The following is a 23811-nucleotide window of genomic DNA, read 5'->3' as shown; positions in this document are numbered from 1 at the left end:
TGAGCGCAATGGCTTTATGCCGTAGTCTTTTGATGGGTGTATTTTACGAGTTTATCTTTGCGCTAACTATTGATTGATAACCCCTTCCTTGCGAATACATTCTTTTAGGCACTATTATTAAAAAGAAAAAGGGCCAGCACGAATGCCGACCCTTCTTCTAACAACAAAAGCTAATCGTTGAATTCCTGAATTTTCTTTTCAAGAACTGTGATACGCTCTTTCAAACGTGCTTCACGTTTGTCCCTCTTTTCGGCATATTCCTTCTCAATGCCGTCAATCTTGGATTTGTAATATCCCTGCATCGCACTGTAGAATGAAATGTTTGTCAGGTTATTCACGTGATTGCTCTCGCCAAAATGCACTTGCTTTGTGAGCATATAGCGTATCAGCTTGTGAAAGATTTCCTTTTTGAAATTCTTCTTGAAATTCCCGACCATTTCAACTTTGGTCATCTTGGACGTGTCGCTTAAGAACTTTGAAAAATACTTTTGTTGGCTCATATAGTCCACATTATTTTCAAAAAGCGATATTGAGAATGCCACCATTTCGTCTGTTGAAAGTGTCTTTTTCGTATTGATGTATTCGGTCTCACGAATCATCTGAACAACTTCTTCAAACTGCTTATTGTTCTCTATTTGCTTCTTACGGATTTCCCTTTCGTTGATTTTAATGATTTGTTCTTCAGGCGTACAATCGGCCATTTTCCTATTGGTCAATGGTGCTGAATATTCCGTGGATTCATCTTTTGATTTCTCAATTATCTTGACAAACACTTCCTTGTTCTGGTATGTCTCACGATGGAATACGATACCATTTACAAATCCATTGTCCGCTGCTAAATTGTAATTTTTCAACTCTTCTTCGTAATTCTGAATCGCTTCTTCCAATTCTGCCTTCAGTTCATCTTCGGAATAATCGTAATGTTGATATTCTATTTTGATGGCCTCTATTGTCGGCTTGGTAGGTTCTTCGATTAGTTCAACATCATCGAGAAGATAGACCTTCAATCCATTTTTTTCCAAATGTGAAATAATGAGCTGATTATTTTCGTCATCTACCCAATACTGTCGTATTTCAGGAATCAGTAGAATATTCTCTTTTTTCGATTTTTCAATCAGGTTCAAGAATGACTTCGTTTTCTTCGTTTCAAAACAAGCTGATTTTGTACAGACCATTTTACCCTCGCCGAACAGATTGCCTTGATTGGCCGCATTGAACGGACATTCTACACAAGACCCTGCTTTCGGCACCAACTTCTTATCCATTACATCAAAAGATGCTTTTTCCAAGTCATAGGTCTGGTCTTTAATCATCCTGTTGATTTGATGGGCACTAAAATCCTCGCCCATCGTTTCCAACATAATTTGTTGTTCTTCTGGTGTAAAAAGTGCGACACCTACACCCAATGAAATGGTCATTTCGCCATTGCGAACAAAGTGTTTGAAACCTTCTATCAAACCTGCCAATTTTAGGCGTTGTCTTACAAAGTTGTCCGTTCTGCCCAATCGCTTTGCGATTTCGGCAGGTACATACTTTTCACTTAGATAAGCAATCGCCTCAGCTTCTTCGGTAGGTTCTACATCTTGTCGTTGTAGATTTTCTATGATTTGAACTTCAAGAACATCATTGTTCTCATAAGTCCTCACGATACAGGGTATGGTCTTTTTTCCTGCCAGCTTACTTGCCCGATATCTGCGTTCGCCCATCACGATGACATAATGACCATTTAGTTGCCTTACCGTGATTGGCTGTAATACACCGTGATTTTCGATACTCGCAGAAAGTTGCTGTAATGCATCCTCGTTAAAAGTCTTTCTCGGTTGCTTAGGGTCAGGCTTGATTTTGCCAATGGGAATGTTCTCAATTTGAAGTGCCGGAACTTTCTTTCCGTTCAATTCTTTCTTCGCAGTAGTCGTTGTACTTCTGCGCTTTCTTGTGGTACTCGCTTTTGTTGTCATAATACTCAAATTTTAGATTAAACAATATTTGAGTAGAAACCAAACGGAAGATAAAATCTTGGCTCAAAAGGAAACGGAATAAATGAGTAGTGGAAGAAGCGTTGGCTTTATGCCGTAGTCTTTTGATGGAAGTATTTTACGAGTTTAACTTGCGGATATATTGTATGATAATAAACTTCCCTTCCGAAGAAAAAAGGTTGTGCTTTGGCAAAATTTATTATTTCATTGGTCAATTCATATACACTAAATTGAAATAATAGCATTTAGCATTAATACAAATGTTATCTTAAAAATACTGAAATGTTGTACCTATGTTGTACCTAACATTTTTTCCGACCCGATTTCAAACCAAAAAAAGCCGAAGATTTCTCTTCGGCTTTTGTGCGGGTGAAGGGACTCGAACCCCCACACCTTGCGGCATCAGATCCTAAGTCTGACGTGTCTACCAATTCCACCACACCCGCATAAAGTGCAATTTAACACTTTTTATTTGGTTTAATCCTAAGTCTAGCATGTCTACCAATTCCATCACATCCGCTTACTCATGATGTAACTTTACACGGTCGTGAAACAAGGTCTACCTTCTAAATACATGCTAGACTTCTAGCATGCCTGCCTATCGGCAAACAGGTCTACCAATTCCCAGCCCGTACCGAAAAGGTACGTTCGGGCGGGCGTCACATCCGCAAAAGGATATCGCTATCATCATCGATATCGGGCTGCAAATATAAACAAGAATTTCAATATAGCAATTAAGCACCATAAAAAAATCAGTGTTTTTTTCGTTACATTTGAAGTAGTATAACTGATCAATTAATGGAAGACATACGAGACTACATTCAGCAAAACCAACAACGATTCATCGACGAACTCATCGCCCTCTTAAAAATACCTTCGGTAAGCGCCGATCCTGCCTTTAGTCAAGATGTGCTGGACACTGCCCAGGCCATCAAATCTAGCTTGGAAAAAGCAGGCTGTGACCATGTGGAAATTTGTGAGACCCCAGGCTATCCTATCGTCTACGGAGAGAAGATTATCGACCCCAATTTACCTACAGTATTGGTATATGGACACTACGATGTGCAGCCGCCAGACCCTTTAGACTTGTGGGAGAGCGGCCCTTTTGAGCCTGTTATCAAAAAGACCGAATTGCATCCAGAAGGCGCCATCTTCGCCAGAGGCGCTTGTGATGATAAAGGCCAAATGTACATGCATGTGAAGGCGATGGAATTTATGACGACGACGGGGCAATTGCCGTGCAACGTGAAATTTATGATCGAAGGTGAGGAAGAAGTGGGTAGTGAGAGCCTTGGTTGGTTTGTAGAAAATAACCACGATAAGTTGGCGAATGATGTGATCCTTATCTCGGACACGGGAATGATCTCTAAGGAGACACCAAGCATTACCACAGGATTACGCGGACTAAGTTATGTTGAAGTAGAGGTCACTGGCCCCAACAGAGATCTGCACTCGGGACTCTATGGAGGCGCCGTTGCCAACCCTATCAATATCTTAGCGAAAATGATCGCATCCTTACACGACGAAAATAAGCAAATCACGATTCCAGGATTTTACGATAAGGTAGAAGAACTTAGCAAAGAAGAACGAGCCGAAATGGCAAAGGCCCCTTTTTCTCAAGAAGCGTATAACAAAGCATTGGACATTGAGGCTGAATATGGAGAAGAAGGTTATACCACCAACGAACGCAACTCGATCCGCCCTACCCTTGATGTCAATGGAATATGGGGAGGATACACCGGAGAAGGCGCAAAGACGGTTATTGCCAGCAAGGCTTATGCCAAGATCTCTATGCGTCTTGTTCCCAACCAGGACTGGAAGGAGATCACCGAACTATTTATAAAGCATTTTGAAGGCATTGCTCCAAAGGGCGTCAAAGTGAAAGTGACCCCACATCATGGCGGACAGGGCTATGTAACTCCAATAGACAGCATTGGCTATCAGGCCGCTGCGAAGGCTTACGAGACCACCTTTGGCAAAACCCCAATTCCACAGCGCAGTGGAGGCAGCATCCCTATAGTCTCGCTTTTTGAAAAGGAATTGAAAAGCAAGACCATTTTGATGGGCTTCGGTCTGGATAGTGATGCCATACATTCACCTAACGAGCATTTTGGCATCTGGAACTATCTCAGAGGTATTGAGACCATCCCGTGGTTCTACCAATACTTTACAGCGCTTAGCAAATAATTCAACCCATCATCAATTAGCGGTAGACCGTTAAAAAAATACCTCTACGTTTGTAGAATTAAAATTTTATTCTACATTTGTAGAGAACTCGCTAATTTTGTAGAGAATGAAATTATCTAAGACCGAGGAGGAATTGATGAATTATCTCTGGAAACTAGAAAAGGCCTTTATGAAAGACCTCCTAGACTGTTATCCAGCACCTAAACCCGCCAATACCACGGTTGCGACCTTATTGAAGCGAATGACCGATAAGGGATATGTTGGGTACCGATTGTTTGGGAAATCGAGAGAGTATTATCCCTTAGTCGCAAAGAAGCAGTACTTCTCAAAGCATATCAATGGCCTGATCAAAAATTTCTTTAACGATTCGGCAACGCAGTTTGCCTCATTCTTCACCGAGGAAACGGACCTCAGCAAAGAAGAATTAGAAGATCTTAAAGCGATGATCGATGAACAACTTAAAAAAAGATAGCGATGCTCTTTTATCTATTAAAATCCAGCGCATGCCTCTTGGCCTTCTATCTTTTCTATCGTGTTGTTCTAGAGAAAGAAAGCCTTCATCACACCAAGCGATTCTACTTAATGGCGGCATTATTGCTATCTTTTTGTATCCCTCTGATCACCTTTAGCGAATACGTCCAAGTCGATTACCCACTAACTCAGAACGCATCCTTCATTGACGAGTCTGGAGCAGTGTTACCATCCTCAAATAAAACATTCGACTGGGATAGGGTTGCATGGGGAATTTATATGATTGGTCTTGCGCTGTTTGGAACCAAATTCCTCTATAATCTCTTTGAAGTGATCTTTAGGATAAAGCACAACCCGACACTCAAAAAAGGATCGCTATTTCATGTTTTGATACAAAAAGATATTGTTCCTCATACCTTTTTTAATTATCTCTTTTTCAACTATGATGAATATGAGGAGAACCGAATCCCCAAAGAAGTGTTTTTGCATGAGGAAGCGCATGCTCATCAGAAGCATAGTCTCGACATCATATTTATCGAATTACTTCAGGTGCTGTTCTGGTTCAACCCCTTACTATTTCTTTACAAACGAAACATCAAGCTCAATCACGAGTTTTTAGCCGATAATGCCGTCCTGAAACAAGGAATTGAAACCTCGACCTATCAAAACTTGATATTACACTATTCATCATCGACGCACGGGTCTACGATGACCCATGCCTTCAATTATTCATCAACCCGCCTGACCAATCTTTTCTTTATTAATCATTTCGGGCAGGTCAAAAAACGATTTACACTTATGAAAACACAAACCTCAAAAAGGAGTATTTGGATCAAGAGCTTCTTGATCCTACCTCTCGTATCGATTTTGCTCTATTCCTTTAGCGAAAGGGTCACCATTGCAAGGGAAACCAAATATCCGCCGAAACAGCTCATCGATGACAAGGTTGAGCACTACAATCTTTTGGCAAGGCATTATGCAAACGATATTGCCTTCTACTCAAAGTATCCCAATGAAAAAGAATATAGCGAGCTTTTGAGCAACTATAAAAATCTCGAAGATCTTTATCACAACTTCACAGAAGAGGAGATCAACGCCCTCGAGATTGCTGCGCCAAAGCAACCTCCACTTAGACAAAAGGAGAAGCTTATTGAAAATAACGTTCAGGGAGCTTCTAAGAAAGAACTCTCGGAGTACGATACCTTGGCCAGGAAATATAATGCACAAAGCGAAAAAAACCGTTTCTATATCAAAAAGGAAGTGGAGCGCATGAAATACATCTTCAGCATCATGACCAAAGAGCAACGAAGAGTGGCTGAGCCATTTCCTACACTCGCGCCAATGCCCGATCCACCGCCACCACCGCCACCGGCCCCCTCGGCTCCGAAAGTAAACTTCGAGACTCCCAAGGCCGTTTCACCTGCTCCACCACCTTCACCTCCACCATCGCCTGAAGAGCATCTTAAAGAAATGGGCGCAAAAGGTGCCAAATTTTATTTTGAAGGTAAAGAGATCTATTTGATGGATGCCTTGAAGCTACTTCGTACCCAGAAAAAAATTCATATTTCTAGCAAGGAAACAGATACGCTTACCCCAATGGTCTTTCTTTCGATCAAGCCCTTAACACCCGATGATTGTTAATGTATTCTAAAATGTAACATTTTCTATAAAAAAGCGTTTCATTAGTATTCATCAATCTTATGTTCACTATGAAACGTTTTTTTTGGATGTGTGCTGGTGCAGACGAAGACATCCTATCTCAGTCCTCTAAATCCGAACAAATTAAGCAAGCCGGTATCGGTGGCACCGTTTTTTTTACTGCCGTGATGGCCTTCATTGCTGCTGGGTATGCTCTTTATACCGTTTTTGATAATGTTTATACCGCAATATTCTTTGGGCTTATCTGGGGCTTGTTGATCTTCAATCTAGACAGATTTATCGTCTCCACGATCAAGAAACGTGATAATCGTTGGGCAGAATTGGGACAAGCGATCCCTAGGATCATTCTAGCGATCATTATCGCTGTTGTCATTTCCAAACCACTAGAATTGAAAATATTTGAAAAAGAGATAGACCGAGTACTTCTCGAAGAAAAGAATCAATTCACCCTTCAGAATCAAGAACAGATAGCCCTTCAGTATACACCTGCAGTAGAAGCGTTAAAGATCGAGATCGAAGAACTAAAGAACGAGGTCACTTCAAAAGAAAAGGATGTGAATGATCTTTACAACACCTATATAACGGAGGCAGAGGGCACGGCAGGAACCATGAAGCTGGGTAAAGGCCCCGTTTATAAGGAAAAGCGCGAAAAGCATGATGCTGCGCTTCAGGAACTACAGCAATTAAAAGAAAGTAACAATCAAAAGATAATAGATAAGGAGGGTCAAATTGCACTCTTGGGCAATGAGTATGCCCAAAAGGTATCGAATACACAACCGATCATTGATGGCTTTGACGGGCTTATGGCTCGAATCAACGCTTTGAATAAATTGCCATGGCTCCCCTCGTTCTTCATTTTTTTATTGTTCTTGGCCATTGAGACCGCTCCGATCATTTCAAAATTATTAGCTCCTAAAGGTGAATATGACCTGAAACTAGAAAATATCGAAGGATCGGTGAAGACTTGGGTGGCTCAACAAAAAGACCAACGCGTTAAACTACTTGCTACAGACGCTGTGATCAACGACCAAGTTTATCAAGACATCGCAGAAGAAGAGGAATTGTATGCCTATAAGCGAAAAGTGGCCAGAGAGATCATGCAGTTGCAAGCAGATGCTTTTTATGAAAAGCAGAAGAGGATCCTTTGAGGTATCGTCTGGGTATAAATTGGAATGGAGATAGTAGCCTGGGTTCCCCTTAAGTTAAAACTTTCGGTCTGGAGAAAAGGGGGCTAGATCCAAGGAGGTCTTCTTTTGATCGACCGTTTCTTGAACCAATTTTCCGGTAGCCGTTGCCATGCTCCAACCCATCATTGCGTGACCAGTGGCTATGATAAGATTTTTACATTTCGATGATCTGCCGATATATGGTAATCCATCGGGCGAAACGGGTCGCAAGCCGCAGGCGGCTTTCAATTTTTCTTCCTCCAAGATTTCTATCTCTGGATAATATTGGGTTACGGCATTGGCGATAGAATCTACTCGTACTTTATTTATCTTATGATTGATGCCTGCGATCTCCATGGTACCGGCAAAGCGTGTAAAGCCATTCATCGGTGTAATGGCGACTTTGCGCTCGGCGAGAATAGCCGGGATCGTAATACCGAGTTCCCTTTTTGAGTTGATTCGATACCCTTTGCCAGCTTCAAGTAGTAATCGTATGCCTAGCTTTTTGCTTAAAAGGCCACTCCATGATCCTGCGGACAAAATATATTCATCGGCTTTCAGTGCTCCCTTCTCTGTTACCAATGCCATGAGTTTCCCATTTTTCACAGAGAGATCTTTCACCTTTTCACCTAGAAGAAAGCGAACGCCTTCCTTTTTGAGATGATCTTTCATCGCCCTCATAAATTCGTGCGGCGTGGTGTGCCAATCACATTTGTAATAGGTGGCTCCTATAGCTTCAATAATCACATTAGGTTCCAAAGCTTTCAATTCCTGAAGATTCACCGTTTTGCAGTCCAGCCCATGTTCTTTGGCCATCTTCGCGACCTCGATTTCCTCCTCCAGCATTTTTTCGGTCTGACAGAGCATCAACAGCCCCTTTTTTTCGCGATGCGCTTCGAACTCTTCGACCATCATAATGTCGTCGAACAAATACTGACTCAAAATTGTGATATCCTTTATGATGGGTATAGCTTTGTTCACATGGGATACATTACACGAACGATTAAAGGCGAAGGCCCATCTCAAGAAATCATTTTGCAATCTAGGTCTAATGTATAAAGGGCTTTTAGCGTCGAACATCCATTTAAGACCCTTTTTCATCACACCCGGTGCTGCGAGCGGAACAAGATGACTCGGCGACAAGTAACCGGCATTTACATAGGAGGCCCCACTATTCAATTGAGATTGATCGATGATGGTGATCTTGTGTCCTGACTTTTGAAGGTAGTATGCCGTACATAGACCTATGACTCCTCCTCCAATGATAATGATCTCTTTGTTCATGTTCTATTTAACATTTTGCTTCTCAACTTATATCACTTGAAAGCCATGGGCATACGGATCATCCTCATTATCTATAATGATGGTATTGTATCCATACACCTTTGCCCAACCTTGTATACTAGGTACGATCGCCTTTATCCCTCCAAGGGTCGTCACCTCTTCCACCTTTCCGACAAATTTACTGCCTATGTAGCTTTCGTGAATAAAAGGTTCTCCCTCTTTCAATTTCCCTTTCGCATATAGCTGTGCGAGTCTAGCCGAAGTTCCTGTTCCGCAAGGGGATCGGTCAATGGCCTTATCGCCATAGAATACGGCATTTCTTCCCGAAGAAGCAGCATGTAGAGGATCGCCCGTCCACAACATGTGACTTACATCTCGGATAGCATCATTTTCAGGATGAATGAAGGTGTCGGGATATTTTTTATTGATCTTTGTGCGTACCTCTTGGGAAAACCGTATGATCTCCCCAGCCTTATAATTATGAATACCCAAAAAGTTCTTTTGTGGATCGACGATGGCATAATAATTTCCGCCATAGGCGACATCGAAGGTCAATTCCCCAAGTTCATCACAGTCGATCGTCAAACCTTCTGCTGCCAAGTATGACTTAATATTAATGATCTTTACCCATTCTACTTTATTCCCACTTTGTTGATATTCGATCTCCACCAATCCAGCTGGTGCTTCCATACGTACCTTCCCAGGTGTCTTTGGTTTTATCAATCCCTCTTGGATACCAATGGTGATCGTACCAATAGTGCCGTGCCCGCACATGGGCAAGCAGCCTGAGGTCTCTATAAATAGGATCGAAAAATCATTGGCTTCATCATGTGGAGGGTACAAAATACTTCCACTCATCATATCATGTCCACGTGGCTCAAACATCAACCCAGTACGGATCCAATCGTACTCTCGCAAAAAGTGCTGACGTTTTTCACTCATCGAATTCCCTATCAGATCAGGACCGCCTTCCTTGACCACGCGTACAGGATTGCCACAAGTATGACCGTCGATGCAAACAAATTTATGGGCTGCCATCAGTTATTGGCTTTGATATAGTCATTGACTCGTTCTTCTAAAATTGGAAGAGTTACGGTGCCCTGTGCCAAGATGATTTCATGGAATTCCCTTATATCAAATTTATCCTTGAGTGTCGCCTCGGCTTTCGATCGTAATTCTCGTATTTTCAATTCGCCTATCTTATAGCTTAAGGCTTGGCCTGGCCATGAAATATAGCGGTCAGTTTCGGTATTTACTTCGTGTATGGAAAGCGCCGTATGGTCTGCCAAATAGTCGACCACCTGCTGTCGCGCCCATCCTTTGGCATGAATTCCGGTATCTACCACAAGACGACAGGCGCGCCACATCTCGTAGGTAAGTTTTCCAAAGTTTTCGTATGGTGTCCTGTAAATTCCAAATTCATTGGCTAGATATTCTGAATACAATCCCCAACCCTCGCCATAGGCAGATAAATAAAGGTCTTTTCTAAACTTTGGGATGCTATCACCCAATTCGGCATTGAGCGCAATTTGTAAATGATGGCCTGGTACCGCCTCATGCACGGTCAAAGATGGCAACACATACAATGGCCTGCTGGGTAAGTTATATGTATTCACCCAATAGTAGCCCGGGTCGGTCCCGCCGATGTCCGCAGGGATGTATCTCCCTCCAGTATATTTGGGTGCTATGGCATCCGGTACAGGTGCCACGCCATAGGGCTGCCTTGGTAAGGTCTTAAAGAACTTAGGGAGTTGCGCATCCACCTGCTTCGAAAGATTCCTCGCGTGCATCAATAACTCATCGGGTGTCTTTGCATAGAATTGTTCATTAGTGCGGAGGAGGGTTAGAAAATCTTTGAAACTTCCTTCAAAGCCTACTTCGGCGATGATCTTTGTCATTTCTTCCTTGATACGCGCCACCTCTTGCAGCCCTATCTCATGAATTTCCTGCGCGCTAAGGTTCAAGGTGGTGTAATAGTGTATTCTGTTTTTATAGAAGGCACGACCGTTAGGAGTTTCAGAAATGCCAAGTGTGGTTCTGGTTTTAGGGAGATATTCTTCCTCAAAAAATCTCTTTATTCTTTTGAATTGTTCGATCACATCATTGCGGACAATTTCTTTACCAGCATTGACGATTGAATCTTTCAATGTAATTTCGAGGGTAGCTGGTAGTTTTTTGAAGGGTGAGAAGAAGAAACTCTCTTCTGGTTTCTCTACAATGTGCGTGTCATAAGTTGATTCGTAACCGTTAAAGATCACACGTGGTTGGGATCGGCCTTTTTCGAGTCCTTCGCGAAGCAATACTAGATGTTGATCGACAAAATCTGGTATCGCTTTTAGTTTGTTCAAATAACTTCTCGCTTGGTCAACATTGGCAATAGGTCTTACTTCGTAGGTAAGATTGTTATGGAAGCCCGAATCCGATAATAATGGATTGAGATATTGCTCAAAGGCTACAAAATCGATCGTTTCCTGAAGTTGAAATTTGAGGAGTTTGGCCGAGATACGATCGGTTTCTGAAAGTAATTCAATATCTATCCCTTCTATCTCGGTTAAGAGTTCTTGCGCAAATGCGGCCTCTGCCCGGTAATGATCCTTGGTAAAGTTTCCCAATGGAAACTCTTTCTCGTCATAGCCTTCGTGGTCTTCATATTTTTTGATCACTTCCTGCAATTGACAGGCAGCATCGCATGACTCTTTGGAAGGATTACATGATACCAGCCATAAGAACACTATGATCGTTAAACCTAAATATCTGGTCATCTCTGTATAATTATTTTAACACTTCTGGAAGCAGGGCCTTGGGAAAATCCTGATAGGAAAATGGACGAACCCATCGTCGAATGGCATTGATCCCTACAGCTGTAAATCTACTATCGGTCGAAGCGGGATAAGGTCCTCCATGGGTCATCGACTCGCAGACTTCTACACCGGTCGGCACCCCATTGAAGATGATTCTACCAACACGCTCGCGAAGGGTATCTACCAAGACACCGAGATCGGGCACATCTTCGTCTTCTGCAATAATCGTTCCTGTAAGCTGACCTTCTAAGGATTCGATGATTTTTAATAATTGATCCTCATCTGAACACTGGACCGCCAAAGAGAACGGCCCGAAAACTTCTTCGTGTAACTTTGAGTTTTCGAGGAACTCTGTCCCATTTACCGTAGTAATTCTAGGGGGAGCATAATTTTCGGCGAGCTCGCTATAATATTCAGCTACCACCTGCAACCCACTTTGATCGCTGACGAGGTCTCTTTTGTTGGTATATCCTTTTTTGATATTGGGATGTAACATACATTGTGGGTCCTTCGCAATCACTTTATCCCCTAGTTCTTGTATGAAAGCACTGAAGGCCTCGCTTTCGACACTCAGAATCAACCCAGGGTTTGTGCAAAACTGGCCTGTGCCCAAGGTGATAGAGTCTGCATAGGTGGAAGCTAATTCCGACGCTCTTCTTTTCAAGGCGTTTTCGGTGATAATGACAGGGTTTATACTGCCCATTTCTGCAAATACCGGAATGGGTTCTGGGCGCTTTGCAGCCAAATCGTACAGCGCTCTTCCCCCTTTGATACTCCCTGTAAAGCCAACACCTTTTACGTGGGGATGCTGAACCAATTGCTTTCCAACTTCAATACCGCTACTATTCAAATTAGAGAAAACACCATCTGGCATCCCTGTCTTTTGGGCAGCATTGATCACTGCCGTCGCAACAAGTTGGCCTGTTCCTGCGTGCATAGGATGACTTTTTACAATGACGGGACATCCCGCTGCTAGCGCACTTGCCGTATCCCCACCAGCTGTAGAATATGCTAAGGGAAAATTGCTCGCTCCAAAGACGGCTATCGGTCCTATTGGTATTAGAAACTTTCTCAGGTCTGGCTTTGGCGCAGGCTCTCTATTGGGTATCGCCTCATCGATCGTGGGCGCTCTCCAGTTTTCATCTTCGATTAAATTTGCAAACGATCGCAATTGGCCAACAGTTCTACCGCGTTCACCCTTGGCCCGCCCTTCGGGCAGTCCTGTTTCGGAGCAGTATGTTCGAATAAGAAGATCATCTAGCGCCAATATTTCATCCGCAATGGCATTTAAAAAAGTTGCCCTTTTGCTACCAGAAATATTACGATATATCTTAAAAGCATCTTTGGCGAGTTCTGCGGCTTTGTCGACCTCTTCCTCGGAAGCTTCATAAAAGAGCTGTTCATTTTCAATGTTAAGTTCGGGATTATAGGTCTTGAATGTTACCGACCCCAAGGCCGATTGTTGATTCCCTATTTGATTTTTACCTGTGATCATTTTGAACTATGTTGGTTATAAGCGAGGTCGATTATCTATCTATAGATTTAGATAATCTGGAAGTTTGGGTCTTGTCTTCATGCCGTTTTCAATAATGCTCAGCACCTGTGCTCGTTCTTCGCCTGCTAAAGGCAATCTCGGCGCTCTCACGTTTTCAGTCCCGATGCCAGTCGCTACCTCTGCCAATTTTATGTTCTGTACTAATTTAGGGTTAATATCCAATTCTAGCAATGGTAAGAACCAACGAAATATGGCTGCGGCCTCATCGATCCTTCCGGCTTTTACCAGCCGATAAATCGCAACCGTCTCTTCAGGAAATGCACATACCAATCCAGCGACCCATCCATCTGCTCCCATGACCAGACATTCTAATGCCAAGGTGTCTACTCCGCCTAATATTTTCAGGCGATCTCCAAATCTGTTAATGAGTCTTGTAATATTCGTAGTATCTCTTGTAGATTCTTTTACCGCTTGAATATTGTCATATTTCAAAAGCTCTTCAAACATTTCTAGGGTAACATGAATCTTATAATCTACCGGGTTGTTGTAGATCATGATCGGTAGAGAGGTACTTTTGGCTATCTCCTGAAAATAGGTTACCGTCTCTCTATCGTCAGCCTTGTATCGCATGGGAGGAAGTATCATAAGTCCGCTCGCACCATCTTGCTCTGCCGTTTCAGCAGCATTCATCGCTGCTTTGGTCGCCTGTTCGGCGATGTTCACAACAATTGGTATTTTTCCATCTACCATATCGACCGCGGCCCTTGTTAAGACGCTCTTTTCTTCTTCTAGTAGCGTGCTCGCCTCACCAAGCGACCCGCCCAAGATCAATGCATCTACACCAGCCTTCATCTGTGCTTTAAGATTCACTTCGAACATTTTCAAATCTAGCCGGTCATCATCGGTAAACTTGGTGGTCATTGCGGGCATAACGCCTTTCCAGCTCATATTCATAGGTACTGAAACAGTTAAATTAACTAGGACAAATGTACCCTTAAAAAGTACGGAGTTTTTATGAATTCTTACCTCATGGTAATACTATATTACCATAATCATTTTTATATTGATGTATATTGATTAATATTCGCATATATTTGATATGGGATAAGTAACCAACGACCTCCGGCTATGAAAGTTTTCCCATTTAAGATCCCTATGACGGAAGGTGACACTTTGATCTACCAAGAAGATCGTGTCATCAGATTTTACGATAAGCTTCATCAACATGAGGAGATTCAGGTTTCTTTTATCGTGCGTGGTGAGGGCTCTCTTATCGTTGCTGACACTATCAACCATTTCGAACCGGGAGATACTATTGTTATTGGCAGCAATATCCCTCATGTTTTTAAGAACGACGTGGTAGAAGATACCCATGCGTTCATGATCTCACTTTTCTTTACTAAGAACAGCTTTGGTGAGGATTTTTTCGACACGGCGGACCTTGCGGAGATCGACCCCTTTTTTACTGCGTCGAAAAATGGTTTTTTAGCTATGTCTGATAAAAACTACTTGAAGCATTTGTTCTTACAACTGCGTGAAAAATCGAAGATCGATCGATTTATCTCATTCTTAGAGCTCCTAAAGGTTCTTGCCAAAGGAGATAAAAAAGCACTCTCTTTATTCATTAATAAAAAGCGTTATACTGATAATGAGGGCAAGCGCATGAGTGATATTTTCGAGTATGCCATGTCTAACTATGATCAGAACATTTCACTTGAAACGATCGCCAGTATCGCCAATATGAGCAAAAACGCGTTCTGTCGTTATTTTAAACAACGTACGAACAAGACCTTCTTTCAATTTCTTATTGAGATAAGAGTTGAGAATGCCTGCAAGATGCTGATGAAAAATCACGAATTAATGGTTGGTGAGATCGCCGCACTTTGCGGATTTCAAAATATTTCTAATTTCAATAGGAAGTTCAAAGAAATAAAGGGAATCACTCCCTCTAAATATCGCCGTTCGTGGATGTTCTCTAACTAAGGACTCATTTGCATAACCGAATGATAGCATTAAAAGGGGCAAAATTGCTGACTGTAAAGGATAGAACTCATGTTGATAACTCCTGCAGCAAATAATTCATCTCTAAAATCGCTATAATTCCTTTCGAACTTTGGCTGGAAGTTTTGCCACTACGAGATCGTAACTATGATCGATAAGCTCATAGATGAGCGCTGGCGGAAGATTGGTCAACCTAAGGGTGTTCCAGTGTTTCTTGCTCATGTGATAGCCACCAAAGATCTCTCCGTCATATGCTTCACGAAGCTGTACGGCCCGATCAGGGTCGCATTTAAGATTCACTTCTGGCGGGACGCGTTCTAGGCCAGATAGTGCAAACATTTTGCCCATTACCTTAAAAACCAACGTATGGGCATCGAATGGGAACTCTTCGGTAACTCCTTTTTTTGATAAACAATAGTCTCGAAACTCTTCTATATTCATTTTAGGCGATCAACTTTCTCTGAAAGTAATGATTTTAGTCTAGAATACAACCAGCTCTAATTTGTAATAATGAAATATAAATCCATCTGCCCCATTGATAGCATTTTGATCTAGTGATAATCTTTCATTTTCGAAGAACAAACGCCATTGATTCGTATCACTTGTTTTCAATAAGATATTCTCTTGACCATTTGCCGCGAAAAAATCGATCTCAAAAGTTCCCTCAAAAGTCAGTTGACCGTCTTCGAACTTTTTGTAGTTTCCATCTTCGTCAAAGGAAATGGTGATGTCATCTTCTGTGGGAGTTTCTGGTAACCCGGCTATTCCGCCTTCATAACTGAATAGTGTCCACTCTCCCAATAATTTTTGTATGATGTCATCCTTAGGATTGGTACTATCATCCGAAGAACATCCTAAGTTTAAAGGAAGTATAAAAGACAGCAGCACCAATACAGTCAGGGTATTTTTCATGATAGATCGTTTGTCAATTAGATGGAAAACCTATATGAAGGTTGCGTGAGTGCCCTTAGGATTTGATTCTTTTTTGCTCGTTAGCGTTAAGTTCTAAGGCCGAGTAATCCAATTGCCAACCGATGGCCTGAACCATATTCTCTATCATGAGCACGGCATCCAAAGCCTCTTTCTTCGCCGTCTCCATCAAGCCACTCTCCGGTATTTTATTCAAAATATGTTGTTTGGCTTCCTTGTTTAAAGTAGAAAGATCTTCGTGGTCAAATCGATTAAAGAGCCCATTTTGAATATCATAGTATTGCACATCTGGTTGGATACTCAGCACTTCTGGTTGAGGAAATTCGTCAAGAATAATTCGTTTTCTTTGATCGTCTGCCCTAAGTTTCACCTTGCCTAGATCATAACCTATATAGGCCTTTGCGTTGATGACCAATAAGGCTTTTTTCTTGCTCATCAAAAGGTTTAGAAATTTACCTTTGGTATCTTCATGATGGTAAATTTCTGCAAAGTCCCCTTCAACGGAGATCAATTTGCAAACGCTCCGTATCTTCTCTAGCAAAACCACAGATTGCTTTTTCGTCACTTCTTTACTTTGTCGTTTTCTAAATAGTGAAAACACCCAATACATAACGATCGCGCCCAAAATAATGCCTAATATCGTGTCGAAGAGATTATCCATATACTTACTTTTCTTTACCTATAATTCCAAGGTGCGTGTGATTAAAACCGGTTACATACTTCAGTCCATACCCGAAAATACGGTCCATTGCTGCATGTGCAAATGCTATAACCCCTATCAATTGTACAACTTCTTGCTGAAAATAGATTCCCGACAAATAGACAACGATGGCGATTGCTCTATGGTGGAAGAGGTTGTAGGTAAAAGCCCCCGCCCTTTTACCAAATAGATAGCCGAGCATCCCGATATCGGGTAAAAGGATCAGTATTGGAAACCACCACCATTGAAAGGAAAGCAGGGAGAAAAGATAAACTCCCAATCCAAATAATCCTAACTCTTCAATTTTTAAAATACGTTCCATTATTTGATAATTTCATAGAGAACAGGTCTGCTTGGCGCAGCATCATTCTCAAATGGTGCAACCTGGATATTTAAGAAATAAGTCCCGTCAATGATATCGTTTGGAACGTAGATCAATTCGGTGATGGTCGCATTATGACGCATCTGACCTCCCATATCCCAGAATGCTCTATGGGCCAAAAGTTTACCATCGTCCTTTTCTTTATCCACAGAAGGTAAGTCGATCAACAAGTGTTGTATGTTACGATCCTTTATAAAAGCTGCAGCCTCCTCCATAAGATAGGGCGGGTTGGTGTTGGAGTATTGCCTATTGAGCTTGTCAGAAAAATTGGGCATGGTGCGAATGATGACCGCTTCGCGCTTCTTTTGACCCAAAAGATATTGTAGTTGTTTTCTTGATATCACATAGTCATCACCATCTTTCTCTGGAGCAACGGTAATGAGTTCCGCGAAAAAGAAATAGCGATTTAAAGCTTTATTTATCGAATGTGCTTCCTTTGTAATGTGACCTAGGCATTCGGTATGCGTTCCATGCCCGTGTGGATTGAAATGGATATCATTGAAATTCACAGAACCGCCTTCTGAAACTTTTCCGATCCAATGATCAGTTTCTACCGGCGCTATTTTGGGTGCATCGACATACCAGGCTTTTGGATTATCATTGGTGGCGCGTAACGGAATAGAAATATCTCTTGGAAGTGATAGGTCGATCTCGTGATTCTTGTTGTTGAAAAAAATGGTTGTCTTCACTTTGTACTATACATTAGGTCAAGTTCACTAAAAATAAGTCAGATGCGATACCATCTGCAAGGAATTTTCCCTTTTTTGAGGTTAAAAGTGTTCCTTTATCGATGAATAGCAAATGTTCTTCAATATATTTCTGTGCTTGCTTCAGCAAATATTGATGATACGTTGGACCAAAATCGTCTTTGACCTTGTCTAAAGAAACACCCCAAATCGTTCGCAAACCGGTCATCACATACTCATTATAACGATCGGTGCGCGTCAAATTCTCAATTTCTAAAGGCAACGCATTCTCTTCTAAGATTTTGAGATACTTGCTATTGCTTGAAATGTTCCAGCTTCGCTGCGAACCATTGAAGCTGTGCGCGGAAGGACCAATACCCAAATACTTCTTCCCTTTCCAATAGGCCGTGTTATTTTTGCTGAAATATCCCTTTTTACCAAAGTTTGAAAGCTCATAATGAATATATCCATGGTCCAAAAGTCGATCGACCAACAGATGAAAGTGTTCTTGCGCCACATCATCATCAACTGGGTCCACCACTCCTTTTTGGATAAATTTTGCTAAGGCTGTTCTAGGCTCTACGGTCAATGCATAACTAGATATATGCGGGATGTCATAAGACAGCGCTTTCTGAATATTCTGTATCCAGCGCTGATTGTCCATTCCGGGAATACCATAGATAAGGTCGATAGATATATTTTTGAAATGCTTGCTGGCCATTTCCACACATCTTTCCGCTTCTTTGGCGTTATGTGCACGATTCATCAATTTAAGGTCTGTTTCAAAAAAGGATTGAACACCTATCGAAAGCCTGTTGATCTTGGTATTCGCCAATGCTTCAATTAGACCCGCTGTTAGATCATCGGGATTCGCCTCCAACGTGATCTCGGGACTCTCTACAACCGAGTAATTATCAACCACAGTGTCTATAAGCACCTGTAGATCCTCAATCGATAGTAAAGAGGGAGTACCCCCACCAAAATAAATCGTTTCAATAACTTCCTCGGCAAATTCGTTCTTTCTTAACTGCAGCTCCTTTTGAAGGGCCTCGACCATCGCATCTTTTTTCTTCAAGGATGTTGAAAAGTGAAAATCGCAGTAGTGACAGGCCTGCTTACAGAATGGGATATGAAGATAGATGCCGGACATGCTCAACGCTTAAATGCATTTGTCAAAGATACGGAGATCTTTGACCAAGGTATCACAGACTCCGTCACTGGTCTCTTGAAACGATATGACCGATAAACCAAACGGAAGAAAATAAAATATAATAAATGGTCAATCGTCATCCTTTTTTTACCCTTTTCTCGTTCTGCTTTACAAATGCCGACCATCCTGTGTAGCTTTTTCCCACGTCCATCCTATCTTCGTTATAAAAATGACAGACAGCAGCTGCTAGACCATCGGTAGAATCCAAATTCTTAGGAAGTGCTTTCAGTTTCAGTAGAGTTTGGAGCATTTTGGCAACCTGTTCCTTGCTGGCATTTCCGTTGCCCGTAATGGCCATTTTGATCTTTTTAGGTGAATATTCGGTAATTGGAACCTGTCTAGAGAGCCCTGCAGCCATCGCCACACCCTGAGCACGGCCAAGTTTCAACATCGATTGGACATTTTTGCCAAAGAAGGGTGCCTCAATGGCGATCTCGTCAGGATAGAACGTATCTATCAGTTCAACGGTACGCTCAAAGATGAGTTTTAACTTTAAATAATGATCATCGTACTTCTTTAGATGCAGTTCGTTCAATTGTAAGAACTCCATCTTCTTGTTCACCACTTTGATCAAGCCAAAACCCATGATCGTGGTTCCGGGGTCAATGCCAAGGATGATCTTTTCTGTTTTCAATATTGGTTGCACCTCAGCTCCGATAGGATGACAATTATTGTTCGTAAATGTGTTTCTTTGTAGCTATGCTTTATAGCGTCTCATACAAAACTAGGCAATTTCTTTTGCTTTTAGTGAAGCTATCCATTGTAATTGGTATGGCCTACTTCGTATATCATCGATTAACTAACAACCAACGACTAGATATCGATATTTTTTGGGAAACAATTCAGAACAATCGTGTTTTTCATGTTAATAATATCCTTGTCCTGTTGCTACTAAGTGCCCTTAATTGGATATTAGAAGGGTTGAAATGGAAAGCATTGACCGCTTCGCTAAAAAGGATCTCCTTCAAGGATGCGATGGAACAGAGTTTGGGTGCGTTAACAGCTTCCTTACTCACTCCCAATCGCATTGGTGAATATGGTGCTAAAGTGGTCTATTATTCAAAAAATCATCGGAAAAAAGTGTTGTTTCTCAATCTATGGAGCAATATGTTACAAATGAGTGTCACCATCATTTTGGGTGCCATAGGGCTATACTTTTTTTTAAGCCATTTTGAGGTAGCCATAGATTACTATAGGATTTTGCGATCTGTCGCCATATTGATCGCCATTGTGGTGGCAGGTCTATTTGGATTACGACACCGAAGACTTCAAATAAAAGGATTTTCATTTCAAAAGATCAAGGAATTTGTACAGAAGATGACCTTACGACTGCACATCCAAGCATGGGCCTTATCATTGCTTAGATATGCCACCTTTTCTTTTCAGTTTTTCTTTTTGCTCCAGATGTTTGGAATCACATTGACCTATTTTGAGGCTATGATGCTCATAACTTCTATGTATCTCATCGCCTCGCTGGTGCCAACGGTATTTATCTTTGATGTGGTGATCAGAGGCGGAGCGGCAGTCTGGCTCTTTGGTTTCATGCAAATTAATGAATTGACCATCTTATGTATCACCAGCTTGATGTGGCTTCTAAATTTTGTTCTGCCAAGTGTCTTCGGCAGTTATTATGTATTGAATTTCAACGCTTGGAAAACTGATAACGAATGATCTTCTTCATCATTATTTTAATTAGTTATGCCATACTGATCTTTTGGTTGGTCTATGGACTCTACAAATCAAACGATTTTGTAGCGTTAATAGATACGCCAAAGACCACTTTCTCGATCGTTGTCCCTTTTAGAAACGAAGCCGATAATCTCTCAAGACTGCTAGCAAGTATCTCGAACTTGGATTATCCCAGCAACTTGTTCGAAGTAATACTGGTCGATGATAACTCCGAGGACAATTCTATTGAGGTCATCAATGCCTTCACAGAGAAGCAGAACAATGCCGAAATGGCTATTCTTAAGAATACGAGAACATCACCTTCACCAAAAAAAGATGCTATAAGATCTGCGATCGCAGTAGCGAAATACGATTGGATCATAACAACAGATGCCGATTGTGCTTTACCAACAACGTGGCTGTCGATCTTTGATACTTTTATTCAGCTGAAACAACCCAAACTTGTCGCTGGTCCAGTGACTTACGAAGTTGATGATTCTTTTTTACAGCAGTTTCAACTGCTTGACCTTTATAGTTTGGTCGGGGCCACTATCGGTAGTTTTGGTCTAGGAAAGCCGTTTATGGCCAACGGTGCAAATTTAGCATATATGAAAAAGGATTTCATCGGAGTAAATGGCTTTGAGGGTAATGATCATATCGCTAGTGGGGATGATGTTTTTCTGATTGAAAAGATGGGAGAAAAATTTCCTGGTCAGCTTTTTTATTTGAAGTCGAGAGAAGCACTAGTGCATACCTTACCCGAAACCACATGGAAACAGTTATGGAATCAACGAATACGATGGGCTTCAAAAACAGCTAGCTACAAGAGTATTTTTGCAAAAAGCACCGGAATCATCGTCTTATTGATGAACCTATGCACTGTAGTCGCTTGGGGGCTACTATTTTCGGGACAGATAAGTGTTGTCCACTTCATTATTTGGATGTTGAGCAAGTTTATTATCGACACACCGCTCTTGGCGAATACCTCCAAATTCTTTCAAAAGCCGATACGGATGTTGCATTTGATGCTAGCTTATTTGTGCTATCCCATATTTAGCACTTTAGTAGCGGTGTTCTCATTGTTCTCTGGGTATCAATGGAAGGGAAGATACTTTAAGCAGTGAATTCGTCTTTCTAATTTTAATATTCAAAACAAAAAAATTCCATTCATCAATCGAAATGAAAGACACGTGCCCCAATTGGACATGGTGTTTCGTTTTTACAACAAATCTTTTCATCATTTTATGGCCAATTGGGGGAACATGTGGTATCAATTTTAATTTTTTTATTTTTACCTCATCTAAACCCCAATGTCATGATGAAGAAGTTGTTGTTAAGCGTTGCATTACTTATGTCCACCTATGTGGTACAGGCGCAGGAATCCTATACAGTTAATGGTGAAACATTGATATTGCAGAAGGAAGCCGAAGGCACCCTCACCTTACTTTGGAACGCCAACCGTTCTAATTATCGTTACTTTATTAAAAAAGGAACAGAGATCGTCGAGCTAAAGAATACACTCGGCATGGACCAGCAATATAAACAAGAGTACAAACAAACCTTAGAAGACTTGACGGGCAATGAAAATACGCAACGGGTGAAGTTTGTATTATATAGCCTTAAAGACTTTGTTGATGCCTACAATAAAAGCCAGGACAGCAGTTACGTTGTGAAAAAGCGGAGCAATCCACTAGCTACTAGTTTAGCGGTCATTGGCGGAATTACCAATAATCCTTTTGTAACCAATCCTGATAATAAGACCAATTTGTTTTTAAGAGCTGAATTTGAAGTAAGCGATCAAAATGTGTTGCCTTCCCATTCGCTTGTATTGGGCGCTAAACATTCTTTTAAGAGCGATGCGTTTGATTATTCGGCCACTCAATTATCGCTTAATTACCGTTATAAGATCATCAATGCACCCAAATTCAATGTCTTTGCCAACCTGAACATTGTCACCTACAACAATTTTAGTTCAAATTTGCCTCCAATCATCGATGGAGATGGTGAAGAGATCATCAGAGCGAGTAGTGGGTCTAACTTTAACGCCCCACTGATCTTAGGCATTGGCGCAAATTTTCGTGTAGCCGAAGGACAGTACATAACCTTTACCTCGTTAGATATGTGGGGGCTTAATGCAGATGATAATGGTCAATTTCCTGTAAATATTGGTCTGGGATACAGATTTGCTCTGTGACAGCAGAACTTCTGGATATAGCCTCTATTTTAGCAAGCGGTCGTCGAATATGAATTTTTCTGTTTTCAGGATCTTTATCCTCTTGAAGTCTTTGTGTATGGGATTGATTATAAAATTGTATTCTGAAGGAACCACGACCGAGGGCACCCTTAACACCAAGCCTCTCTCTTGCTTACAAAATCTAGTGAATATCTCTTGTGTCTCGTAGTTGTAAGGAAGACGGCGCCAATCTGTTGGTAATTTCTCTAAAGTTTCGATCTTGATGGTATTTGGTATTTCGATATGCACAAGGATACGATCTGTAGGCAAGCTCATCGTCATATTGAGATGCATGGCTACTTCCAGATATGCCAATGAAACATGTTGTGATGCGTAGATCGCTTTTGTACCGATCTTATTCCACCGACCTCCATATTCTTGAGCGCCGACACCCGAAAGCAGATCATTTTTACGTTTTTCGCGATCTATTCGGTAAACGACCATTTTTATGCGAAGATACCGTGGTCTATTCTTCCCAACTCGTTAAGTACTATCTGAACACCATAGCTAGTGTCCAATAGTGAAAACGGGGGTATTCCTCCAAGCGCAAGGTTGGCCTCATGAATCCAATTATTGAATTTTTTTTCATCGCCGAACACCTCGAAACCCTTGGCATACACTTCGGCTATCTCAAAAAGACGCTCGCTCACCTCCTTGTCATAATTACTTTTTTTGGAGAGCGTAGAATAGGATGCAGGGACTACCTCGGAGATCTTGGTCAATGGCAGTGCCACGCGCAGACTGAATTTTTTAAGGTCAGAGCGTGAGACTCCACTACGTGATGCGTGAATAATTCGCAACTTAGTCTGTGGTGATTGATTTTTAGTTTCCACAAAATCACTCAATGTAAATGCTTCCATATTGGTTTATTTACCTATTAGGTTAAGTAAATTTACAAAAATATTGTCAGTAAAAATAATTTGACAACTTAATTTTTTATAATTTTAACATCTTTCAAATTC

General features: G+C 41.5%; 24 protein-coding genes and 1 tRNA gene. 9 read left to right on the top strand and 16 right to left on the bottom strand.

Features of this window, described 5'->3' with window-relative positions:
* Window positions 1–170: 170 nt before the first annotated feature.
* A complete protein-coding gene (locus tag ACFQ1M_RS16815) occupies window positions 171–1958 on the bottom strand; it encodes a ParB/RepB/Spo0J family partition protein (protein ID WP_386410446.1) in 1788 nt (595 codons plus the stop codon).
* Between the two features lie 382 nt (window positions 1959–2340).
* Window positions 2341–2422, bottom strand: a tRNA-Leu gene (locus ACFQ1M_RS16810).
* 352 nt (window positions 2423–2774) lie between these two features.
* Between ACFQ1M_RS16810 and ACFQ1M_RS16805 the strand changes: the two genes are divergently transcribed.
* From ACFQ1M_RS16805 to ACFQ1M_RS16790, 4 genes are all read left to right on the top strand, one after another.
* A complete protein-coding gene (locus ACFQ1M_RS16805; RefSeq protein ID WP_386410443.1) occupies window positions 2775–4163 on the top strand; it encodes a dipeptidase in 1389 nt (462 codons plus the stop codon).
* 106 nt (window positions 4164–4269) lie between these two features.
* A complete protein-coding gene (locus tag ACFQ1M_RS16800) occupies window positions 4270–4635 on the top strand; it encodes a BlaI/MecI/CopY family transcriptional regulator (RefSeq protein ID WP_386410440.1) in 366 nt (121 codons plus the stop codon).
* Window positions 4636–4637: 2 nt separating this feature from the next.
* Window positions 4638–6275: a M56 family metallopeptidase gene (locus tag ACFQ1M_RS16795; protein ID WP_386410437.1), complete on the top strand. Its 1638-nt coding sequence runs from the start codon at window positions 4638–4640 to the stop codon at window positions 6273–6275.
* A gap of 68 nt (window positions 6276–6343) precedes the next feature.
* Window positions 6344–7441, top strand: coding sequence for a DUF4407 domain-containing protein (locus tag ACFQ1M_RS16790; protein WP_386410431.1), 1098 nt, complete (start codon window positions 6344–6346; stop codon window positions 7439–7441).
* A 54-nt stretch (window positions 7442–7495) separates the two neighbouring features.
* Here ACFQ1M_RS16790 and ACFQ1M_RS16785 read toward each other — a convergent pair whose 3' ends face one another.
* From ACFQ1M_RS16785 to ACFQ1M_RS16765, 5 genes are read right to left on the bottom strand one after another with little or no spacing between them, the layout of a single operon-like run.
* Window positions 7496–8743 (bottom strand): NAD(P)/FAD-dependent oxidoreductase, encoded by a 1248-nt coding sequence (locus tag ACFQ1M_RS16785; RefSeq protein WP_386410426.1) that lies wholly within the window; start codon window positions 8741–8743, stop codon window positions 7496–7498.
* A 27-nt stretch (window positions 8744–8770) separates the two neighbouring features.
* Entirely contained in the window at window positions 8771–9781 is a 1011-nt protein-coding gene (locus ACFQ1M_RS16780; RefSeq protein WP_386410423.1) for a 4-hydroxyproline epimerase, read from the bottom strand.
* A complete protein-coding gene (locus ACFQ1M_RS16775; RefSeq protein WP_386410420.1) occupies window positions 9781–11505 on the bottom strand; it encodes a DUF885 domain-containing protein in 1725 nt (574 codons plus the stop codon). Before ACFQ1M_RS16775 ends, ACFQ1M_RS16780 begins: the two co-directional genes overlap by 1 nt.
* Window positions 11506–11515: 10 nt before the next feature.
* Window positions 11516–13039, bottom strand: coding sequence for an aldehyde dehydrogenase (NADP(+)) (locus tag ACFQ1M_RS16770; RefSeq protein ID WP_386410417.1), 1524 nt, complete (start codon window positions 13037–13039; stop codon window positions 11516–11518).
* A gap of 39 nt (window positions 13040–13078) precedes the next feature.
* Entirely contained in the window at window positions 13079–13993 is a 915-nt protein-coding gene (locus ACFQ1M_RS16765; RefSeq protein WP_386410414.1) for a dihydrodipicolinate synthase family protein, read from the bottom strand.
* Between the two features lie 174 nt (window positions 13994–14167).
* Between ACFQ1M_RS16765 and ACFQ1M_RS16760 the strand changes: the two genes are divergently transcribed.
* Complete coding sequence (locus ACFQ1M_RS16760) at window positions 14168–15022, top strand: AraC family transcriptional regulator (protein WP_386410411.1); 855 nt, start codon at window positions 14168–14170, stop codon at window positions 15020–15022.
* A gap of 111 nt (window positions 15023–15133) precedes the next feature.
* On the opposite strand, the gene ACFQ1M_RS16755 is transcribed toward ACFQ1M_RS16760, so the two are convergent.
* From ACFQ1M_RS16755 to hemW, 6 genes are read right to left on the bottom strand one after another with little or no spacing between them, the layout of a single operon-like run.
* Window positions 15134–15481, bottom strand: coding sequence for an MmcQ/YjbR family DNA-binding protein (locus ACFQ1M_RS16755; protein ID WP_386410408.1), 348 nt, complete (start codon window positions 15479–15481; stop codon window positions 15134–15136).
* Between the two features lie 39 nt (window positions 15482–15520).
* Window positions 15521–15952, bottom strand: a complete 432-nt coding sequence (locus tag ACFQ1M_RS16750; protein WP_386410405.1) for a hypothetical protein — start codon at window positions 15950–15952, stop codon at window positions 15521–15523.
* A 55-nt stretch (window positions 15953–16007) separates the two neighbouring features.
* Window positions 16008–16631, bottom strand: coding sequence for a DUF4230 domain-containing protein (locus ACFQ1M_RS16745; RefSeq protein ID WP_386410402.1), 624 nt, complete (start codon window positions 16629–16631; stop codon window positions 16008–16010).
* A gap of 4 nt (window positions 16632–16635) precedes the next feature.
* Window positions 16636–16992 (bottom strand): DUF4260 domain-containing protein, encoded by a 357-nt coding sequence (locus ACFQ1M_RS16740; protein WP_386410399.1) that lies wholly within the window; start codon window positions 16990–16992, stop codon window positions 16636–16638.
* Window positions 16992–17741 carry a cyclase family protein gene (locus tag ACFQ1M_RS16735; protein WP_386410396.1) on the bottom strand — a complete coding sequence of 250 codons (750 nt, stop codon included), beginning with the start codon at window positions 17739–17741 and terminating at the stop codon, window positions 16992–16994. Before ACFQ1M_RS16735 ends, ACFQ1M_RS16740 begins: the two co-directional genes overlap by 1 nt.
* Window positions 17742–17754: 13 nt before the next feature.
* Window positions 17755–18888, bottom strand: coding sequence for a radical SAM family heme chaperone HemW (gene hemW, locus ACFQ1M_RS16730; protein ID WP_386410393.1), 1134 nt, complete (start codon window positions 18886–18888; stop codon window positions 17755–17757).
* On the opposite strand from hemW, the gene ACFQ1M_RS16725 reads away from it, so the two are divergent.
* Window positions 18826–18984: a hypothetical protein gene (locus ACFQ1M_RS16725; RefSeq protein WP_386410925.1), complete on the top strand. Its 159-nt coding sequence runs from the start codon at window positions 18826–18828 to the stop codon at window positions 18982–18984. The genes hemW and ACFQ1M_RS16725 overlap by 63 nt on opposite strands.
* Before the next feature lie 40 nt (window positions 18985–19024).
* On the opposite strand, the gene ruvC is transcribed toward ACFQ1M_RS16725, so the two are convergent.
* On the bottom strand, window positions 19025–19582 hold the full coding sequence (ruvC, locus tag ACFQ1M_RS16720; RefSeq protein ID WP_386410390.1) for a crossover junction endodeoxyribonuclease RuvC: 558 nt from the start codon (window positions 19580–19582) through the stop codon (window positions 19025–19027).
* Window positions 19583–19629: 47 nt separating this feature from the next.
* Between ruvC and ACFQ1M_RS16715 the strand changes: the two genes are divergently transcribed.
* The 3 genes from ACFQ1M_RS16715 to ACFQ1M_RS16705 all read left to right on the top strand — a co-directional run bounded on the left by ACFQ1M_RS16715 (window position 19630) and on the right by ACFQ1M_RS16705 (window position 22810).
* Window positions 19630–20619 carry a lysylphosphatidylglycerol synthase domain-containing protein gene (locus ACFQ1M_RS16715; protein ID WP_386410387.1) on the top strand — a complete coding sequence of 330 codons (990 nt, stop codon included), beginning with the start codon at window positions 19630–19632 and terminating at the stop codon, window positions 20617–20619.
* Window positions 20616–21740: a glycosyltransferase family 2 protein gene (locus ACFQ1M_RS16710; protein WP_386410384.1), complete on the top strand. Its 1125-nt coding sequence runs from the start codon at window positions 20616–20618 to the stop codon at window positions 21738–21740. Before ACFQ1M_RS16715 ends, ACFQ1M_RS16710 begins: the two co-directional genes overlap by 4 nt.
* Before the next feature lie 191 nt (window positions 21741–21931).
* Window positions 21932–22810, top strand: coding sequence for a hypothetical protein (locus ACFQ1M_RS16705; protein WP_386410381.1), 879 nt, complete (start codon window positions 21932–21934; stop codon window positions 22808–22810).
* A 24-nt stretch (window positions 22811–22834) separates the two neighbouring features.
* On the opposite strand, the gene ACFQ1M_RS16700 is transcribed toward ACFQ1M_RS16705, so the two are convergent.
* Window positions 22835–23293, bottom strand: a complete 459-nt coding sequence (locus ACFQ1M_RS16700; RefSeq protein WP_386410378.1) for an RES family NAD+ phosphorylase — start codon at window positions 23291–23293, stop codon at window positions 22835–22837.
* A 2-nt stretch (window positions 23294–23295) separates the two neighbouring features.
* Window positions 23296–23709: a type II RES/Xre toxin-antitoxin system antitoxin gene (gene parS, locus ACFQ1M_RS16695; protein WP_386410375.1), complete on the bottom strand. Its 414-nt coding sequence runs from the start codon at window positions 23707–23709 to the stop codon at window positions 23296–23298.
* Window positions 23710–23811 lie beyond the last annotated feature (102 nt).

Origin of the sequence: Sungkyunkwania multivorans, from assembly GCF_042675645.1 — a bacterium.
GTDB lineage: Bacteria > Bacteroidota > Bacteroidia > Flavobacteriales > Flavobacteriaceae > Sungkyunkwania > Sungkyunkwania multivorans.
This window is presented reverse-complemented; position numbering and strand designations above follow the sequence as displayed.

Excerpts from the sequence above, each read along its gene's own strand:
- ACFQ1M_RS16795 (WP_386410437.1), top strand. The coding sequence starts at position 4,638 with ATGCTCTTTTATCTATTAAAATCCAGCGCATGCCTCTTGGCCTTCTAT.
- ACFQ1M_RS16700 (WP_386410378.1), bottom strand. The coding sequence starts at position 23,293 with ATGGTCGTTTACCGAATAGATCGCGAAAAACGTAAAAATGATCTGCTT.
- ACFQ1M_RS16715 (WP_386410387.1), top strand. The coding sequence starts at position 19,630 with ATGTGTTTCTTTGTAGCTATGCTTTATAGCGTCTCATACAAAACTAGG.
- parS (WP_386410375.1), bottom strand. The coding sequence starts at position 23,709 with ATGGAAGCATTTACATTGAGTGATTTTGTGGAAACTAAAAATCAATCA.
- ACFQ1M_RS16755 (WP_386410408.1), bottom strand. The coding sequence starts at position 15,481 with ATGAATATAGAAGAGTTTCGAGACTATTGTTTATCAAAAAAAGGAGTT.
- ACFQ1M_RS16780 (WP_386410423.1), bottom strand. The coding sequence starts at position 9,781 with ATGGCAGCCCATAAATTTGTTTGCATCGACGGTCATACTTGTGGCAAT.
- ACFQ1M_RS16785 (WP_386410426.1), bottom strand. The coding sequence starts at position 8,743 with ATGAACAAAGAGATCATTATCATTGGAGGAGGAGTCATAGGTCTATGT.
- ACFQ1M_RS16800 (WP_386410440.1), top strand. The coding sequence starts at position 4,270 with ATGAAATTATCTAAGACCGAGGAGGAATTGATGAATTATCTCTGGAAA.
- hemW (WP_386410393.1), bottom strand. The coding sequence starts at position 18,888 with ATGTCCGGCATCTATCTTCATATCCCATTCTGTAAGCAGGCCTGTCAC.
- ACFQ1M_RS16760 (WP_386410411.1), top strand. The coding sequence starts at position 14,168 with ATGAAAGTTTTCCCATTTAAGATCCCTATGACGGAAGGTGACACTTTG.
- ACFQ1M_RS16750 (WP_386410405.1), bottom strand. The coding sequence starts at position 15,952 with ATGAAAAATACCCTGACTGTATTGGTGCTGCTGTCTTTTATACTTCCT.
- ACFQ1M_RS16775 (WP_386410420.1), bottom strand. The coding sequence starts at position 11,505 with ATGACCAGATATTTAGGTTTAACGATCATAGTGTTCTTATGGCTGGTA.
- ACFQ1M_RS16815 (WP_386410446.1), bottom strand. The coding sequence starts at position 1,958 with ATGACAACAAAAGCGAGTACCACAAGAAAGCGCAGAAGTACAACGACT.
- ACFQ1M_RS16770 (WP_386410417.1), bottom strand. The coding sequence starts at position 13,039 with ATGATCACAGGTAAAAATCAAATAGGGAATCAACAATCGGCCTTGGGG.
- ACFQ1M_RS16745 (WP_386410402.1), bottom strand. The coding sequence starts at position 16,631 with ATGGATAATCTCTTCGACACGATATTAGGCATTATTTTGGGCGCGATC.
- ACFQ1M_RS16765 (WP_386410414.1), bottom strand. The coding sequence starts at position 13,993 with ATGAATATGAGCTGGAAAGGCGTTATGCCCGCAATGACCACCAAGTTT.
- ACFQ1M_RS16740 (WP_386410399.1), bottom strand. The coding sequence starts at position 16,992 with ATGGAACGTATTTTAAAAATTGAAGAGTTAGGATTATTTGGATTGGGA.
- ACFQ1M_RS16790 (WP_386410431.1), top strand. The coding sequence starts at position 6,344 with ATGAAACGTTTTTTTTGGATGTGTGCTGGTGCAGACGAAGACATCCTA.
- ACFQ1M_RS16805 (WP_386410443.1), top strand. The coding sequence starts at position 2,775 with ATGGAAGACATACGAGACTACATTCAGCAAAACCAACAACGATTCATC.
- ACFQ1M_RS16705 (WP_386410381.1), top strand. The coding sequence starts at position 21,932 with ATGATGAAGAAGTTGTTGTTAAGCGTTGCATTACTTATGTCCACCTAT.
- ACFQ1M_RS16710 (WP_386410384.1), top strand. The coding sequence starts at position 20,616 with ATGATCTTCTTCATCATTATTTTAATTAGTTATGCCATACTGATCTTT.